This is a genomic window from Acinetobacter sp. WCHAc060006 (genome assembly GCF_004209135.1).
In the GTDB taxonomy this organism is placed as follows: Bacteria; Pseudomonadota; Gammaproteobacteria; order Pseudomonadales; family Moraxellaceae; genus Acinetobacter; species Acinetobacter cumulans.
Map to the genome: position 1 here is coordinate 104,632 of NZ_SGSS01000003.1, position 17,390 is coordinate 122,021.

The 17,390-nt window shown below is 40.8% G+C and carries 17 protein-coding genes and 4 tRNA genes; 8 read left to right on the forward strand and 13 right to left on the reverse strand.

The window, feature by feature from the left end:
* Window positions 1–35: 35 nt before the first annotated feature.
* The 7 genes from rimP to tpiA all read right to left on the reverse strand — a co-directional run bounded on the left by rimP (window position 36) and on the right by tpiA (window position 2,472).
* On the reverse strand, window positions 36–560 hold the full coding sequence (gene rimP, locus EXE29_RS03135; protein ID WP_106983897.1) for a ribosome maturation factor RimP: 525 nt from the start codon (window positions 558–560) through the stop codon (window positions 36–38).
* Window positions 561–759: 199 nt separating this feature from the next.
* Window positions 760–836, reverse strand: a tRNA-Met gene (locus EXE29_RS03140).
* Between the two features lie 94 nt (window positions 837–930).
* Window positions 931–1,007: transfer RNA gene (locus EXE29_RS03145), tRNA-Met, on the reverse strand.
* Between the two features lie 66 nt (window positions 1,008–1,073).
* Window positions 1,074–1,150: transfer RNA gene (locus tag EXE29_RS03150), tRNA-Met, on the reverse strand.
* Window positions 1,151–1,199: 49 nt separating this feature from the next.
* Window positions 1,200–1,284, reverse strand: a tRNA-Leu gene (locus EXE29_RS03155).
* 53 nt (window positions 1,285–1,337) lie between these two features.
* Complete coding sequence (gene secG / locus EXE29_RS03160) at window positions 1,338–1,667, reverse strand: preprotein translocase subunit SecG (protein ID WP_106983896.1); 330 nt, start codon at window positions 1,665–1,667, stop codon at window positions 1,338–1,340.
* A gap of 13 nt (window positions 1,668–1,680) precedes the next feature.
* Complete coding sequence (gene tpiA / locus EXE29_RS03165) at window positions 1,681–2,472, reverse strand: triose-phosphate isomerase (RefSeq protein WP_120363882.1); 792 nt, start codon at window positions 2,470–2,472, stop codon at window positions 1,681–1,683.
* Between the two features lie 278 nt (window positions 2,473–2,750).
* Between tpiA and pilB the strand changes: the two genes are divergently transcribed.
* The 4 genes from pilB to coaE are packed head-to-tail and all read left to right on the forward strand — an operon-like array spanning window position 2,751 to window position 7,203.
* A complete protein-coding gene (gene pilB / locus EXE29_RS03170; protein WP_106983894.1) occupies window positions 2,751–4,463 on the forward strand; it encodes a type IV-A pilus assembly ATPase PilB in 1,713 nt (570 codons plus the stop codon).
* Window positions 4,464–4,491: 28 nt separating this feature from the next.
* Window positions 4,492–5,718, forward strand: coding sequence for a type II secretion system F family protein (locus EXE29_RS03175; RefSeq protein ID WP_106983893.1), 1,227 nt, complete (start codon window positions 4,492–4,494; stop codon window positions 5,716–5,718).
* A complete protein-coding gene (locus EXE29_RS03180; RefSeq protein WP_106983892.1) occupies window positions 5,718–6,581 on the forward strand; it encodes a prepilin peptidase in 864 nt (287 codons plus the stop codon). The genes EXE29_RS03175 and EXE29_RS03180 overlap by 1 nt, the downstream gene beginning before the upstream one ends.
* 13 nt (window positions 6,582–6,594) lie before the next feature.
* On the forward strand, window positions 6,595–7,203 hold the full coding sequence (gene coaE / locus EXE29_RS03185) for a dephospho-CoA kinase (RefSeq protein ID WP_120363881.1): 609 nt from the start codon (window positions 6,595–6,597) through the stop codon (window positions 7,201–7,203).
* A gap of 46 nt (window positions 7,204–7,249) precedes the next feature.
* Here coaE and EXE29_RS03190 read toward each other — a convergent pair whose 3' ends face one another.
* The 3 genes from EXE29_RS03190 to ppnP all read right to left on the reverse strand — a co-directional run bounded on the left by EXE29_RS03190 (window position 7,250) and on the right by ppnP (window position 9,391).
* Window positions 7,250–8,125: a DMT family transporter gene (locus EXE29_RS03190; RefSeq protein ID WP_106983890.1), complete on the reverse strand. Its 876-nt coding sequence runs from the start codon at window positions 8,123–8,125 to the stop codon at window positions 7,250–7,252.
* A 47-nt stretch (window positions 8,126–8,172) separates the two neighbouring features.
* The gene (gene rlmB / locus EXE29_RS03195; protein ID WP_106983889.1) at window positions 8,173–8,922 is read right to left on the reverse strand and encodes a 23S rRNA (guanosine(2251)-2'-O)-methyltransferase RlmB; all 750 of its coding nucleotides are present in this window, start codon (window positions 8,920–8,922) and stop codon (window positions 8,173–8,175) included.
* A gap of 145 nt (window positions 8,923–9,067) precedes the next feature.
* Window positions 9,068–9,391 (reverse strand): pyrimidine/purine nucleoside phosphorylase, encoded by a 324-nt coding sequence (gene ppnP, locus EXE29_RS03200; RefSeq protein WP_106983888.1) that lies wholly within the window; start codon window positions 9,389–9,391, stop codon window positions 9,068–9,070.
* A 572-nt stretch (window positions 9,392–9,963) separates the two neighbouring features.
* Here ppnP and recN point away from each other — a divergent pair.
* From recN to ruvX, 3 genes are all read left to right on the forward strand, one after another.
* Window positions 9,964–11,625 (forward strand): DNA repair protein RecN, encoded by a 1,662-nt coding sequence (gene recN / locus EXE29_RS03205; RefSeq protein ID WP_106983887.1) that lies wholly within the window; start codon window positions 9,964–9,966, stop codon window positions 11,623–11,625.
* Between the two features lie 133 nt (window positions 11,626–11,758).
* A complete protein-coding gene (locus EXE29_RS03210; RefSeq protein ID WP_106983886.1) occupies window positions 11,759–12,313 on the forward strand; it encodes a YqgE/AlgH family protein in 555 nt (184 codons plus the stop codon).
* Complete coding sequence (gene ruvX / locus EXE29_RS03215) at window positions 12,306–12,749, forward strand: Holliday junction resolvase RuvX (protein WP_106983885.1); 444 nt, start codon at window positions 12,306–12,308, stop codon at window positions 12,747–12,749. The genes EXE29_RS03210 and ruvX overlap by 8 nt, the downstream gene beginning before the upstream one ends.
* 81 nt (window positions 12,750–12,830) lie before the next feature.
* Here the strand turns inward: ruvX and EXE29_RS03220 are convergent, their stop codons facing one another.
* From EXE29_RS03220 to EXE29_RS03230, 3 genes are read right to left on the reverse strand one after another with little or no spacing between them, the layout of a single operon-like run.
* Window positions 12,831–13,838 carry an HlyD family secretion protein gene (locus EXE29_RS03220; protein WP_106984096.1) on the reverse strand — a complete coding sequence of 336 codons (1,008 nt, stop codon included), beginning with the start codon at window positions 13,836–13,838 and terminating at the stop codon, window positions 12,831–12,833.
* A gap of 37 nt (window positions 13,839–13,875) precedes the next feature.
* Window positions 13,876–14,082, reverse strand: coding sequence for a DUF1656 domain-containing protein (locus EXE29_RS03225; RefSeq protein WP_120363880.1), 207 nt, complete (start codon window positions 14,080–14,082; stop codon window positions 13,876–13,878).
* Between the two features lie 2 nt (window positions 14,083–14,084).
* Window positions 14,085–16,166, reverse strand: coding sequence for an FUSC family protein (locus EXE29_RS03230; RefSeq protein WP_117006919.1), 2,082 nt, complete (start codon window positions 16,164–16,166; stop codon window positions 14,085–14,087).
* 410 nt (window positions 16,167–16,576) lie between these two features.
* Here EXE29_RS03230 and EXE29_RS03235 point away from each other — a divergent pair, with 410 nt between their 5' ends.
* Window positions 16,577–17,359, forward strand: a complete 783-nt coding sequence (locus EXE29_RS03235) for an IclR family transcriptional regulator (RefSeq protein ID WP_106983882.1) — start codon at window positions 16,577–16,579, stop codon at window positions 17,357–17,359.
* Window positions 17,360–17,390 lie beyond the last annotated feature (31 nt).

The following is a 17,390-nucleotide window of genomic DNA, read 5'->3' on the forward strand; positions in this document are numbered from 1 at the left end:
AAGTCACCTATTCGTTCAGATTCTTATTTATAGAATTAATCTTGGTAGATCAAATTTGCTTTATCAATATTATGACTGTCGATTTCAAGCACTTGTTGCTGTTCGACTTCCACTTGAATGATTTCATTTTCTAGATCTACAGCCACCAATTTAGCCTGAAACTTACGGCGGTTTTCTACAGCACTAATTAAGCGTAAAGCCACTTGCTGACCGATATATCCCGACATTTGTTCAAGTTGGAAGAATGGACGATCCCAACCAGGTGAAGACACTTCAAGTGCATACTCACCTGAAATTGGATCATGCACATCCAGCATTGCGCCAACTTGTTGCGTTACACGTACGCAATCTTGCACGCCAATACCGCGACCTTGTTCAACTTCACCATCTTCATTGATCACAGGTTCTGCGCCGTCATCCACTGCTTTGTCGATGTAAATACGCAATAAAGAACGCTTGCCTTGAGGCATGAATTCAATACCCCAAAGATCTACACCACATGCCTGCACTGCTGGAGCGATTAGATCCTGGAGTGCCTGAGTTTTATTTGATAGCTTCATTTACTCTCGTTAAATTTGTGCGATTCATTGGCCAGAAACAGCCAGAAAACAACCTATAGTGAAGCGTCATTTTATGACCAAATCATGTCGACACTGCACAATAGCCAATAAAAAAGGGCGTAAACGCCCCTAGTATTGCACAGAAAACTAAAGTCCACTGTGCAAAAAGGCCCACCTTTTTGTGAGCCTTTTAGAAACTTGGTAGCGGGAGCTGGATTTGAACCAACGACCTTCGGGTTATGAGCCCGACGAGCTACCAGACTGCTCCATCCCGCATCAACGTGCAAAAATTATATACAATTCATTCCTAATTTTCAATCGAAAACATTGTAATGATTTGCCTGATCGCGTTGCACCGAAGATCAGAAATTGGTAGCGGGAGCTGGATTTGAACCAACGACCTTCGGGTTATGAGCCCGACGAGCTACCAGACTGCTCCATCCCGCACCGACATGCAATTTATCTCAACCAAATTGGCTGTTTATTCATGTTGTTTTCATAAATAAAGTTGATTGGTAGCGGGAGCTGGATTTGAACCAACGACCTTCGGGTTATGAGCCCGACGAGCTACCAGACTGCTCCATCCCGCATCAACAGATTTTAGCTACAAAGCACCAACTTATGTTCTGGATTATAAGTTGGTGCGGAAGGGGGGACTTGAACCCCCACGCCCGAAAGCACTACCACCTCAAGGTAGCGTGTCTACCAATTCCACCACCACCGCAGCTGTGTCGCATTCTAGACGCATCACTCAAAAAAAGAAAGAACTAATTCTGATTAGTCTGCGCTTTTTGGTGCAGTTGGCGAAGTTTCAGGCAATTTAGCAGGAGCAGTAGGTACATTCGAAATTGCTTTTAAGCTATACGCATCTGTAGATTGTTTCTTCGCAAAAATGGCCAAAGTTAAGCTTGTTACGAAGAATAACGCCGTTAAAATCGCCGTTAAACGCGTTAAAAAGTTACCTGAACCTGATGCACCAAACACGGTCGCAGCACCACCACCACCGAATGATGCACCTGCATCAGCACCCTTACCATGCTGAACCAGAATCAAAACAATCATCAAAACGGCTAAGATAATGTGTACTACCAACACGAAAGTCTGCATGCTGCACTCCTAATTATTTTGTATTCGCAAATGCCTGAGCAATTTTATAAAACGATTCGGCATTCAGAGAAGCACCACCTACTAGTGCACCATTGATATCCGGACAAGCAGCTAACTCTACTGCATTTTCAGGTTTAACACTACCGCCATATAATAGCGCCATTGTTTGACCTATAGGCGTGATCTGACTAATGCCTTCTCGAATAGTTGCATGCATCGCTTGCGCATCTGCTGGCGATGCAGTTTTACCTGTGCCAATCGCCCAAATTGGCTCGTAGGCAATAACTATTTTTTCCCATTGCTGAGCATTTACCACGCTTGCAATATCACAAATTTGCTGTAATACCACTTGTTCAGCTTGACCATTTTCACGTTGTTCAAGGCTCTCACCCACACAATAAATGACGGTTAAACCTGCATTAAGCGCATTTTTAACTTTTTCATTTAAAATATTTGGGGCATCACCAAAAAATTCACGGCGTTCTGAATGACCTACCAGTACAAACTCAATTTGGCTATCTTTAAGTAATTCAGCACTCACCTCACCTGTATATGCACCTGTACCTGCTATACGTGAAACATCTTGTGCAACCGTTGCAATATGACGATTTGCCCTTTGTAATTCTGCTTGAATGCTTTGAAGTGCAATGCTGATTGGCGCAATACCAATCTGACATGCAGATTCAGCAATTTCTTGATCTTGCAATAATTTTTTTAAGTTTTGAACCAGCTGCTTGGCATCTGCTTGCATTGGATTCATTTTCCAATTGCCAACCACCCAAGGCGTAATCGTCGAACCCGACATATATAACCTATAAAAACTTTCGATGAAAACGGGCACATTCTACACGGAATTGTGAAATTTAATGAAAATTTCCACTGACATTTGAGGATAATTTTTTTATTTGAGCCCACTGACTACAATTTATTTTACATTTTTTCTGCTTAGATTAAGGCCCAGTTCAAAGTTTTTCCCGATATTAAGGTAGTGACATCATTTTCAGATATGGTATTTTTATTTAACGAAAGTATAATTTCAATAAAACCAATTATAAACAAATTGAAGCATAGGTTTATTTACGCATGACAGCATTACAAGGTTCTCCACGATTTACAGGATTTATTCGTCGCTTAGTCGACGAAGGGCACATTTCTGCTGAAAACATGCAACAAGCTATGTTGAGTGCAAAAAAAGCCAACCAAGACATCGTAGCCTATCTTGTCAGCGAAATTGGACTATCTGGCCTCACCATTGCTGAAACGATCTCTATTGAATTCGCTGAACCTGTTTTTGATATTAGTGCTTACGATGCGAGCCAAATCATTCGTGAGGGCTTAGATGAAAAGCTCATTACGCGCTTTCGGGTCTTACCTATTTTTAAACATAGCAATGTTCTTTTTGTTGCAACGAGTAACCCAACCAATATTGATGCAATTGATGCCATTCGATTCAGCAGTAAAATGCAGACCGAAGCCATTATTGTTGAACATGCCAAACTAGAAAAACTAATCGAACAACAGTTTGCCGAAGAAAGTACCTTTGAATTTGATGATGATTTTGATTTAGATCTTGACGATGGAACCAGTACACCCCAGCCACAAGATTCTGAAGATGAAGAAAAAGGCGAAGAAGCACCAATTGTTAAATATATTAACAAATTGCTGGTTGATGCGATTCGTATGGGCGCATCGGATTTACACTTCGAACCTTATGAAAAAAGTTATCGTGTCCGTTATCGTGTAGATGGTGTATTACGCAATATCACCAACCCTCCCCTACAATTGGCCAATCGCTTGGCATCACGTTTAAAAGTGATGTCACAGATGGATATTTCCGAAAAACGTATCCCACAAGATGGCCGTATTAAACTCAAGCTATCAAAAACAAAATCCATCGACTTCCGTGTCAACTCACTCCCAACATTATTTGGTGAGAAACTGGTACTGCGTATTCTCGATCCTTCTAGTGCCATGCTGGGGATTGATGCATTAGGTTATGAGCCTGAGCAAAAAGAATTGTTCATGCAAGCACTTGATAAACCCCAAGGCATGCTACTCATCACAGGTCCAACAGGCTCGGGTAAAACCGTATCGCTCTATACGGGTTTAAATATTTTAAACCGAGAGGACACCAATATTTCCACAGCCGAAGACCCTGTGGAAATTAACTTGGAAGGCATTAATCAGGTTAACGTCAATAACAAAGTTGGTTTAACCTTCGCTGCAGCATTAAAGTCATTCCTGCGTCAAGATCCAGACATTGTCATGGTTGGTGAGATTCGTGACCTTGAAACAGCAGAAATTGCGGTTAAAGCTGCGCAAACGGGCCATATGGTGATGTCAACACTGCATACCAACAGCGCCCCAGAAACCCTAACCCGCTTACGTAATATGGGTGTACCTTCTTTTAATATTGCAACTTCAGTCAATTTAGTGATTGCACAGCGTTTGGCGCGTCGTCTTTGTTCACAATGTAAAGCACCCGTTGAAGTTCCACACCAAAGCTTAATCGAGCTTGGTTTTACCGAAGAAGATCTCGCAAATCCAGATTTTAAGCTTTATCAACCCGTCGGATGTTCAGAATGTCGAGAAGGCTATAAAGGCCGTGTCGGTATTTATGAAGTAATGAAAGTGACACCTGAAATTTCTCGCATTATTATGGAAGATGGTAACGCCATACAAATTGCAGATGCCTCAGACAAAGCAGGGTTTAATAATTTACGCCGTTCTGGCCTCATTAAGGTTATGCAGGGGGTGACTTCCTTACAAGAAGTCAATCGTGTAACCAGTGAATAATTTAGTATTTATAAAATAAGGATAAATCATGGCTGTCAAAAAAGGGCAGATGATGCCAACCTTCAGTTATGAAGGGGTTGACCGTAAAGGGGCCAAAATTAAAGGGGAAATGCCTGCGCGCAATATGGCGCTGGCAAAAGTCACTTTGCGTAAGCAAGGGATTACCATCAAGAATATTCGTGAAAAGCGTAAAAATATTCTTGAAGGCTTTATGAAAAAGAAAGTGACAACCTTAGATATCACGATCTTTACCCGTCAGTTGGCCACCATGATGAAAGCTGGTGTTCCATTGGTTCAAGGTTTTGAAATCGTCGCTGAAGGCTTAGAAAACCCTGCCATGCGCGAAGTTGTATTAGGGATCAAAGGAGAAGTAGAAGGTGGTAATACCTTCGCTGGTGCTTTACGTAAATATCCACAATACTTTGATAACCTATTCTGCTCATTGGTGGAATCAGGCGAGCAGTCTGGTGCACTAGAAACCATGCTGGATCGTGTAGCCATCTATAAAGAGAAGAGTGAACTTCTCAAACAAAAAATTAAAAAAGCCATGAAATATCCTGCGACAGTCGTTGTTGTCGCGCTGATTGTTACAATCATTTTAATGGTCAAAGTTGTTCCAGTTTTTGAAGAACTCTTCACCTCTTTTGGTGCAGACCTTCCAGCTTTCACCAAAATGGTTGTGAATATGTCACAATGGACACAACAATATTGGTTTATTCTAATTATTGTTATTGCTGCCATTATTGCTGGTTTTCTTGAAGCGAAAAAACGTAGTAAAAAATTCCGTGATTTTCTTGATAAAGCTGCACTCAAAGCTCCTATTTTTGGTGACCTAGTTTATAAGGCGATTATCGCGCGTTATAGTCGTACGCTGGCAACCACTTTTGCTGCGGGTGTACCCTTAATTGATGCGCTAGAGTCTACCGCAGGCGCAACCAACAACTGTGTCTATGAAGAAGCGGTCTTAAAAATCCGCGATGATGTCGCAACTGGTCAACAATTGCAGTTTGCCATGCGCGTTACCAATAAATTCCCATCCATGGCGGTGCAAATGGTAGCGATTGGTGAAGAATCTGGTGCTCTCGATTCAATGTTAGACAAAGTTGCAACCCATTATGAAAATGAAGTAGATAATGCCGTAGATGGCTTAACAGCAATGATGGAACCTCTAATTATGGCAGTTTTAGGTGTACTTGTTGGTGGTCTCGTAATTGCCATGTATTTACCAATCTTCCAAATGGGTTCCGTGGTTTAATGCAAGATTTAGTAGAATATTTAATTCAAAACCCAACAGCGCTTTATTGCGTTGTTGGGATTTTTAGTCTCTGTATCGGCAGTTTTTTAAATGTCGTTATATATCGCACCCCAAAAATGATGGAACAGGAATGGCGAACTGACTGCACACTTTTCCTTCACCCTGAACAACCTATCATTGATGAAACAAAGATCACATTAAGCAAGCCTGCCTCAACCTGCCCTAAGTGCCACACTCCAATTCGCTGGTATCAAAATATCCCCGTGATCAGCTGGATAAGCTTAAAAGGCAAATGCGGGAGTTGCCATAACCCAATTAGTATTCGCTATCCTTGTATCGAATTACTCACAGCTGTCTGTGCTTTAATTGTTGTTGCTGTCTTTGGCCCAACGTTACAAATGCTCTTTGGTCTGGTGCTGACTTATATGCTGATCGCACTGACTTTTATCGATTTTGATACACAGCTTTTGCCAGATCGCTACACCCTCCCCCTAGCTGCCCTAGGTTTAGGGATTAATAGCTATGCCATTTATGTCTCTCCGACCGCTTCGATTTGGGGTTATTTACTGGGTTTTCTATGCTTATGGACTGTCTATTACGCATTTAAACTCATTACAGGCAAAGAAGGCATGGGCTATGGTGATTTTAAATTATTAGCGGCTTTAGGCGCATGGATGGGGCCACTCATGTTGCCTCTCATTGTGCTTTTATCCTCTTTTGTTGGTGCGATTATCGGTATTATTTTGCTCAAAGTTCGTAAAGAAAACCAGCCATTTGCTTTTGGCCCTTATATTGCCATTGCTGGTTGGATTGCGTTTTTATGGGGTGAGAAAATTATGAAAATCTATCTCGGTCAAGCATAAAGGTAATCTCGGCATGACATTTATTTTGGGTCTTACAGGTGGTATTGGAAGCGGTAAATCTGCTGCAAGTGCATGGTTTGAATCTCAAAATATCACTGTAGTCGATGCCGATATTGTGGCACGAGAAGTTGTAGCGCCTGGGCATGGTGCATTACTCGATATTCAACGTGCGTTTGGTGATTGGGTTTTACTCGACAATGGCGAATTAAACCGCCCTGCTTTACGTGAACATATTTTTAAATCACCTGAAGCACGTAAAATCTTAGAACAGATCACTCACCCTGCCATTCGCCAATCCATTATTCAGCAACTACAGCATGCCAGCAGTCCTTATGTCATCTTGGTTTCACCACTTTTGTTTGAAACCAATCAGCATGAACTGACCCATCACACCCTTTTAATTGATGCGAGCGAATCCCTACAAATTCAACGTGCCAGCCAACGTGATGGCCAAAGTGTTGAACAAATTCAAAATATTATCCAGGTACAAATGTCACGGGCAGATAAACGCGCCTTGGCTGATGATATTGTTGTGAATGATGGTCATCTCGATCATTTATATCAACAGTTAACGCCCCTACATCAACAATACTTAAAACGCGCAGAAAAAAAGCAGTCTTAATACAGACTGCTTTTTTTGCACATTCATTCACAGATCATTCGGCAACTTAACGACGGCGCAACCAACGCCATGGCTGCAAAGCACCTATTGCCATCCCGAATAAACCACAAATAATCGCAAAACTTAAAGGCTCATTCAGCAATGGAACGGCCAAAATTGCAGCCATAAATGGTGCCAGTGTGACAATGCTGCCCGCCTTAAAGGCTCCAAGGCGTTTAATTGCTTCCACATAGGTTAAGGTCGCAACAATCACCACAAAAATGCCATGATATAAAACTTGAGCCAGCAAATGCATCGGCTCAGGCTCACTTAAATGCTTAGGCAGAAATAAAAGATAAATTGGCACAAATACGATCGCTGACCATACAGCAACCCCAGCCATCGCATGCCATGCGCTTAATTGCCACTGTCTTAGCAATACGCTAAAAACACCCCACCAAATGGCACTCATGACAAATAGGAGATCCCCTAGACCAAATGCGACCCCAGTTTCACGATACATTAAGAAGCTCATGACACTAATCGCACCAATCATAATGACTAGACTCGCCCAAGTATGCCGATCAAAAGCCTGCTTAAATAAAGCGAAGGCAGCGATTGCTGTACACAGCGGAATAAAGCCATTGAGAAAAATAGCTGCATGTGCAGCTGGTGCATAATGAAATGCTGAATATGCGGTTAAACAATATCCTACACCACCAATCATGGCCAAAATAAAAGGTTCTTTTTTCCATAAAAAAGCGGTGTCTTTTTTATAGATTAAGATCGGCATTAATATGCAAAAGGCCAATAAAAAGCGCAGTGCGGTAATATCCCATGCGCCGATTCCCCAGTTTGCACTGAGCCGTGCAGTCAGAGTAAATCCCCCCCAAATACACATTGTAATCAGAACATAGAGATAACCTTGTTTTTGGGGAGACATAAACTTTTATTTCTTAAATTAAGTCAAACTCACTCAATATGAGTGTATTAGTGATTACGCTGGCGACATACTTCGTACAAAGCCATACCTGTAGCAACACTGACATTCAAACTTTGTAAATTACCATTCATTGGAATATATACCGTTTGATCACACTGCGACTGCGTAATTGGGCGTAAGCCTGTATCTTCAGCGCCCATCACTACACAAACTGGTGTGCCTGTAAAATCAAACTGTTGGATTGGCAATGCTTTTTCATCCAGCATAGTTCCCACAACACGCACATTAAACTCTTCTTTTAAATGCGCTAAGGTACGTGCCAAATTGGTCACTTGAATAAATTTAACTTTTTCTGCCCCACCCGCTGCCACTTTACGCGCTGTTGGTGTAAGACTCGCTGCACGATCGCGAGGTACAATCACCGCCTCAACCCCCATTGCGGCCGCAGTACGGATACATGCACCTAAGTTGTGAGGATCTGTAATATGATCCAACGCCAACAAGATCGGCTGTGTTGAAGCAGCCATCAACGTATCTAAGTCTTTTTCATTGAGCGTAGGGTATGGACGCACAGCGGCCACAACGCCTTGATGGAAAGGCTGACCTGCTAGCTTTTCTAAGGTGTCACGGCTCGCTTTTTGAATGCTAATACCAAACGGTTCAGCCAATTCAAATACATGCTGTAAACGCTGATCATCACGGCCTTTTAAAGCAAATAAAGTTAAAACGCGCTCTGGCTCTAGCTCAAGCAATGATTCCACTGCATGAACGCCATAATAATATTCAGGTTTTGCCATGAACGGCCTCTTAACGACAACAATTGGAGAGATATAAAATAAAAAATCCTGCAAAGCCAGCTTTACAGGATTTTTGCGATAGCATTAGTTTAACTGATTCAGGGCAAAATTTCCTTGCCTTACTTCAATTTGGCTACGGAATCGCTTAGCCTTCAAAATGACATACGTAATCTAACACTTCATCTGTTTCAATTTTAAAACGGCTTTCACCCGGTACATAGAAGGACTGACCTGCACGGAACAATTCGCTTTCTTCGCTATCGCCAATTTGTACACGGCATTCACCTGAAATGATTTCCATACGCTCAGGGACATGTGTTTCAAATGTCAGTGGCTTTTCCGTTGGAAGCAAAATACCCAATGTTTTCTTGGTACCATCTTCAAATTGAACGGTATGGCTAATGCATAGACCACCAAAATAAACATTTGATTTTTTTACAACTGATACATGATCAAACTGCGCTGACATGCGTATTTCTCCAGATAAAGCATATTTATAATATTTAGATTGAGTTAGTTTAATTCCGCCACTTGAACTAATCAATCAATGAATGCACAGACGGAATCAAGTGATCATGCCGCCTTCATCGCCAAAGCTCATATCCATATTGACGATTCTGCTTCAAAAGCAGACTGAGTCTAAAGCAACTATTTTTGAATCTCAAATCACTTTTTATGATACAAAAATATGACATGTAAAACTTTGTCTATGAGCACTTTAAAGAATCATTGGACTTGAAGCTATCATAAAATAAACTAGCGAAGAACATGCCAAAATTAGACCAACAGCTTATTTTTTGTAAAATTACTGTAGCTATATCTAAGTTAAGTGACCAAAACATGACAGTATTGTGATCAATACTCATATTTAACCCCATGAAATATCGGCGATGATGATCATCATCACTTCTCCTATATCATCTTGTCCAAATTGCGTTAAAATGATGCTGTTTTTCGGTCTTATCTCAACTAAGCCGTCTTGTGAGAAAAACAAAACTTGTCTATCTTAAAACTCAAACTCTTCGCAGCTCGGATGCGTGTATGCTGACACATTTAACTCTGATCAATTTTGCATTAGCCGACCATTTAGCCATTGATATTGAAAAAGGTTTTAACGTTTTAACGGGTGAAACTGGCGCAGGTAAATCCTTGTTATTGGATGCCCTCTCAGCGTGTTTAGGAGAACGTACAGATACCAATTATGTGCGTTATGGATCAGATAAAGCCGATGTTACAGCCACCTTTAGTTATCAAGAAGGCTCACCAGAAGCGCTTTGGCTAAAAGAGCAGGAGTTAGATGATGAGTCAGGGGAAATCCATTTACGTCGTGTGATTTTTGCAACGGGTCGAAGCAAAGCATGGATTAATGGCCGACCAAGCAGTCTATCTGAGCTCAAAGAGTTAGGGCGCTTACTGGTTCAACTGTATAGCCAGCATAGTCAGCAACAATTACTCGAACCGCCCTATCCAAAACACTGGATCGATCGTTATAGTAGCTTCCATGAACCCGCTCAAGCAGTACGTGATGCATATAGCCTGTGGCATAAAAATATTCGACTGCATCAAACTGCACTCGATGCACAAGCGACACGTAAGCAAAGAATTGAAACCTTACAATTACAGCTTGAAGAACTCGAAGAACCTGTACAGCTAGACTACAAAGAGATTGAACAAGAATTCGATCGTTTAAGTCATCATGAACATATTATGCAAGACTGTGGTTATGGTCTGGCTGCCCTAGATGATGCAGAACAAAACATTAATCAAGAAATTTCATCTATTTTGCGCCGTTTAGAGTCGCATGCAGGGCGTAGTGAACAACTGTCTGAAATTTACAATGCTGTGCTGAATGCGCAAAGTGAATTAGATGATGCGACAGCAAACTTGCGCCAGTTCATTGACCGTCAAAGTTTTGATCCTGAACGAATGGAAGAACTCAATACCCAGCTTGAAGTCTTCCATCGTTTAGCACGTAAATACCGTACACAACCTGAACTTTTAAAAGAGCAATTTGATACTTGGCAAACTGAACTACAGCAATTGCATGAATTGGAAGACCCTGAAACCCTTGCAGAGCAAGTGGAGTTGTCTTACCAAGACTTTTTAGCAAAAGCTGAACATTTAGACCATATTCGCCGTGAAGCAGCGACACCATTAGCCAAACAATTAACCGAGCAAGTTAAACAGTTGGCGTTGCCTGAAGCACATTTTGAATTTAAATTTGAACCACTCGAGCAAGCCTCGAGTGAAGGTTTAAGTTTCATTCAGTTGCTCTTTACCGCAAACAAAGGCATTCCTGCACAGCCCTTGGCAAAAGTTGCTTCTGGTGGTGAATTATCGCGAATTGCCTTGGTGATGCAGGTGATGAATGCCGAAAAAACCGATGCCGAAATTATTGTTTTTGATGAAATTGATGTTGGTATTAGCGGTGGTACAGCGGAAATCGTCGGTCGTTTATTGGCTGATTTGGCACAACATGTGCAGATTTTATGTATTACTCATCAGGCACAAGTGGCCGCACAATCAGACCAACACCTATTGGTTAAAAAGCGTCAGACTGACCCAGCCAGCAGTACAATTTTAGAATTAGAAGAAGACGGCCGTATTCAAGAATTAGCGCGTATGACAGGTGGTGTAGAAATTAGCGAAACAACACTCCAACATGCTAAACAGTTACGCAATCTAAAATTTCAACACGCTTAAGCCCAAATCAGCAAAAGATACGAATTAAAACGCGCCAAATGCAAAAAGTATTTGGCGAAATCTTATTCCTCTTGTAACGTGTAATAAATTAAAGATCATAAAGACAATCATAGAGATAGGGAGACGCCCTTCGGTGAGCAAACAATATCTGACGCATCAATGTTTGATTGCACCGCCAGATATGCAAGATGAATTTTTTGCAAATACGGTGATTTATTTGGCACGCCACGATGAAGATGGCGCGCAAGGCATCATCATTAACCGCCCTTCTGGCCTGCAAATTAAAGAGTTGCTCAACGATCTGGAAATTAATGCGGATAACGTCAATCCGCATGAAGTTTTGCAAGGTGGTCCCTTACGTCCAGAAGCAGGCTTTGTACTTCATACGGGACAACCCACATGGCATTCATCCATTGCGGTAGGTGAAAATGTCTGTATTACTACATCAAAAGACATTTTAGATGCGATTGCACACAATGAAGGTGTTGGTCGTTATCAAATTGCATTAGGCTATGCCAGCTGGAGCAAAAACCAATTAGAACAAGAGATTTCTCGTGGTGATTGGCTCATTTGTGACTCCGATATGGATTTAATTTTTAACTTGCCATACAGTGACCGCTGGGATGCAGCCTACAAAAAAATGGGCGTCGACCGTAATTGGCTTTCTTCCGAGATAGGACATGCCTGATTTATCTTCACCGCATTTAATTATGGCCTTTGACTTTGGCACACAAAAAATGGGCATGGCTGTTGGCCAATCGCTTATTGAAAGTGCCAATCCATTACCGTTATTTCCCATGAAAGATGGAATTCCGGTTTGGGATGATTTACTTAAAATTGTGAAGCAATACCAACCGACTTTATTTTTGGTGGGTTTACCACTCAATATGGATGATAGCGAATCAGAGCTTTCTGCACGAGCACGTAAATTCGCCCGCCGCTTACGCCACCAAACCAATATTGAAACTTTAATGGTGGATGAACGCTTAACAACACGTGAAGCACGGGATGAACTCGATCATTATCAAGCTCAAGGTCGCGCTAAAAAGCTCTCTGCAGACAGTATTGCAGCTGCTTTATTTATTGAAAGTTGGTATCGAAACCCTGAAGGTTTAACACCTTAAATCAGATTTCATTCATAAAAAAAAGCATCTGAATCAGATGCTTTTTTCATTTTTAGATGAATATTTGAAATGAACGATTTTTTATTGCTTATCTTCTAAAATATGAACTGTCACAGTACGACCTGCAACAAATGCCAATTCATTTTTAGGAACTTCATCTAAAACAATTTTTACCGGAACACGTTGTGCCAAACGCACCCAACTAAAGGTTGGATTCACATTGGCCAACAAACCTGTGGTTGAAGTTCTTTCCCTATCTTCAATACCTGAAGCAATCCCTTGAACGTGCCCTTTTAAGCTATGAGAATCCCCCATTAATTGAATAGATGCTGGTGCGCCCACATAAATTTTATTCAATTTAGTTTCTTCAAAATAACCCACCACATAAAGTTCTTCACGGTCAAGTAAAGCTGCAACAGCTTGACCTACTTTGACATAATTACCTGCTTTTAATTCAAAGTTGGATAATGTGCCATCTGCAGGTGCAACCACTTCTGAACGCTTTAAATTCAATTGTGCTAAATGCAAATTACTGGTTGCCACTTCAATTAATGCTTTTTGCTGAACAATATTGGCTTTGGCTTGCTCAATCGATGCCTGCATTTGTTCATGCTCTGCATGAGATTGGTCTCTTTGCGCAAACATTTGGTCTTGTTCTTGTTTTGAAATTGCGCCATCCATTAAGTTTGAATAACGATTTGCATTTTTGTCTGCTAAATTTCTAGTGGCTTCAGATTTTATAACATTGGCTTTGGCCTGTAGTAACGAGGCTTCCGCCGAGGCTAGGCTTGCTTTCGCTTTCGCCAAATCAGATTTCGCTTGCTCAACATCAAGAGATTGGCGTGCAACATCGATTTTAAATAGAACTTGCCCTTTTTTCACCGTTTGGTTGTCTTGAACCAAAACTTCAGTAATTAAACCTGAAACATCCGAAGAGACCTGAATGACATCACCTCGAATACGTCCATCACGTGTCCATGGCGCTGCATTGTAATAGTTCCAAATATGTGTAATTGCCAATATCGCGAAAATCGCAACAACCAGTAAACCTACGGGTCGTATGATTTTACGCAAATCAAAAGATGCCATTTTCATTTTACCTCGTTCATTTCAATTATTTGTGTGCTTAAACAGAACACACAATAAAACCCCAATGGATTAGCCATAGTAAAATGACATAAATACATAAATAGAAAACGCTAGGTAACGGGATCCACCCTTTTGCGATTAAGGGGTCTATTACTAACATCGCTAAGCACAGCACAACGTAAGCAATTACGCTCTGCACTAAAAGCATGGGGACATAAACACCATAGATATTGAGTTCACCCATATTTATGCTCCCACCCAATGTGTTTGTTCAGTTTTATCAAAACTTGCATGACACAAACTGCTTTGAATATTGTTAAGTGAAATCTGTAGTCGCTGAGAAAGATCCGAATTTTCCATATCTAAAGCTCGAATTTTTAATGTTTGAATTTGGCTTAATATTTCATTTCGATACTGACCTTCTGCTTGATATAGCTCTTTCGCACGGAAGTAATCATCTAAATGAGACTGTAACGCTGCCAAACTTAGGCAAAGTTCAGGCTCGTCATTCAACTTAGAAATCAGCTCTTGAAGACGGGTTAAATCAATAACCGCACTGGACTCAATCAGGGCCAAATTAATCTTTTTCTTTAATAAGTCTGATTGCACTACTTTGGTATTGAGAATACCAATCCGATCGAACATGCCACGTAGGTGAATGCGGAAGTTCACTCCATAAGGGATATATAAGGCTTGCCTGATATCTTTGTAATGTAAGGCCAAAATACGCTGTGCCGTAATATCTGGCGACATCGCTCGAACCAAATGAATTACATAAACAGAAATAATTGGACCAAGTACCGTGCCAATAGACGCATCAAAAAAGAAGATCTGATCTAACGAATAACGATTTTGAAAGTTAAGTCCCATAATCGTTCCCATAAGGACAGGTAAAGCCAAGCCAGTTAAGGGCGGATGAGGAAACATCATTAAGCAATACATTACAAATGGCGCAAGAACCAAGGCCAACTGCCAAAACTCGGTGACGTGCGGAAAAATACCGTAGGCATAAATAAACACCATAACCCCTGCATAAATATTCCCACGAATAAACATTTTCAAAGCAGGCACAGGGTTATCCATCGACGTCAAAATACATGCACTAATTGCCGCCATTTCAGCCAACATAAATGCGGCCTTCCAGCCACTCATAATCCAAAAACCTGTGGCAATCAGCACAATTAAAAATGCAGAAATTCCTCCTCGCACCGCCATCCCATGATCTCGATGTAGACTTGGATAAGTAGTGGTTAAGGGCGCAACACTCTCAGGTAAAGATGCATCACCTTTTTGTATGCGCTGCCAAATCAATTTAATTGCACGTACATTCTGAATAAAATGGCGAATATCCATTTTAAAGCTCTGAATAACCACTTGTTGTGATGAGGTTGCCACCGCCGATATATTGGCAAAATCCTGTTCAAAACTTTCAGGTAAAGTGTTTAATTCACGCTCAGAAAAATCTTCATGTGTATCCAAAAATTCAACAATATGTTGTCTTGCAAGCTCTAGCTGTGGTCGATAATTCGTATCAATTTCATCGAGTTGTTTAATGCGTTCTGCCATGGCAACCATATTACTCACCAGCATACTGAGCTGATGCAATAACTCTTGTAAGGGTTTGGTCATCCCCTTCAAAGTTGATTTTTCATAAGTCAAATGCACGGCCATGACATGAATATCAGCAATATCACGTGCAATATGACTCAGCGCCGTGCTGTAATTTTCTAATGCTTTTTCATCTATTAATATTTTTTCAAAAAGCTGTTTTGTATCTAAAAGTGCTTTTGACACTCGGGTTTTTACAGCAGGCCCAATATGCATTGGAAAAATAGTGGTCGTCACAATCGCACTACACACCACCCCAACCGTAATTTCTAAAAACCGCCCTACAGCCATATCAAATATAGAGCTGGTATCGATGTTATAAATAATGTTGTAGCAAATAATCACCGTGGTATAGCCCGCCAACATACACACATAACTACGCGGGGTTCGGTCTAACAGTGAAATATAAAGACAAAAACCCACCCAAAAGGCTAAAAAGAAAGTAAATAGCCAAGGGGTGTTAATTAAAAACGGTGTAACAGCAACGGAAACGACCGCACCCAATAGCGTCCCTAAAACGCGATACAAACTTTTAGAAGACGTCATGCCTGCATAAGGATTGGCAATAACAAATACAGTGCCAATCGCCCAAATGGGATAGGCCAAATTTAAAGCGAATGCAACATAAAGTGAAAGCATGCCTGCTAAAAACGTTTTAGTCGCAAAAATCCAGTCCATTTTATTCGGACGAAATGCAAGTAATTGTTTGGTTAATAACATGTCTTTCTCAAAGATGATGCTTTTAAACCACGAACTCACAGGGATGACTCGACCTGAGCAGGTCCAACATCCAATACGATGCCTACGTAGATATGGTTTAAAAGCAAAGAAATTTGGCGAAAGAATGCACCAACCCAAATAAAGGTTAATAATTCGCCATTAGATATTTTGGTTGCATTTTTTCAAATTTAGCATTTAAAGTCAATATAAATTATCCAATAGTGATAATTTAACTTATTTTATCTTCATACTTTCTAATTAAAATGCAATCCAAGAGCCAAAGATTCTCCTTTGAAGCTCACAGCTGACATACAGAATGTGTCGAAAACTCCTGCAGAGCAGCAGTGTTTTTGTTATAAAGTAACTCTTAATTTGAAATTTTCCGCTTATTTTGAGCAAGTAGGTTTTTTATGGCCCTATCCAGTTTTGGTAAAATTCTTACTGTCTTGGACTTATTCTCTATTTCACGTCCCGTCATTAATGTCGATATCATCAGTGAAGAACTTGGCTTATCAAAACCCACGAGCTACCGCTATTTAAAAGAATTGGTCTCTGTAGAACTATTACAACGCCTAAGTGGAACCTCTGGCGATTATACATTGGGCTCAAAAATAGCCGTTTTGGACTATATTTCACGTACCACAGATCCCTTGGTCCAAATCAGCACGCCGTTTATGCAAGATATTGTCGAACGGACAGAGTTTTCTTGCCTATTAACGCATTTAAATCATGATTCCTGCATTGATCTACATGATGAAGTGTATAAAAACACCTTGCTGCTGTCGTATGGTCGCGGTTGTCCACGTCCTGTCTTTGTCGGTTCATCAGCCAAAGTTATGATTTCACATTTACCTAAACAGATGATGCTGGATTACTATCAACGCTTTGCAGAACAATTATCAGCAGTCAATTTTGCGCAAGATCAGCATGAGTTTTTAGAAAAAATGAAGAAGATTAAAAAGCAAGGCTATTATTTTTCTGTAGGTGAACTCGATCCTAATATTTCTGGTTTGTCCGTGCCGATCAAATTTTCCAGCAAAGAACCACCACTCGCACTGACCTTGTTAGCATCTAAAAACCGCTTTGAGTTTGTTAATCTACAAAAACTCATTGAGATTTTGCAAGAAAATGCCAGTTTAATTGAGAAAAAGGTCAATACACTGGCTGAGCAAACACAGCATTCACCTCTATAAAAGCATCTTTGATTGCACAAAAATAGTTGAA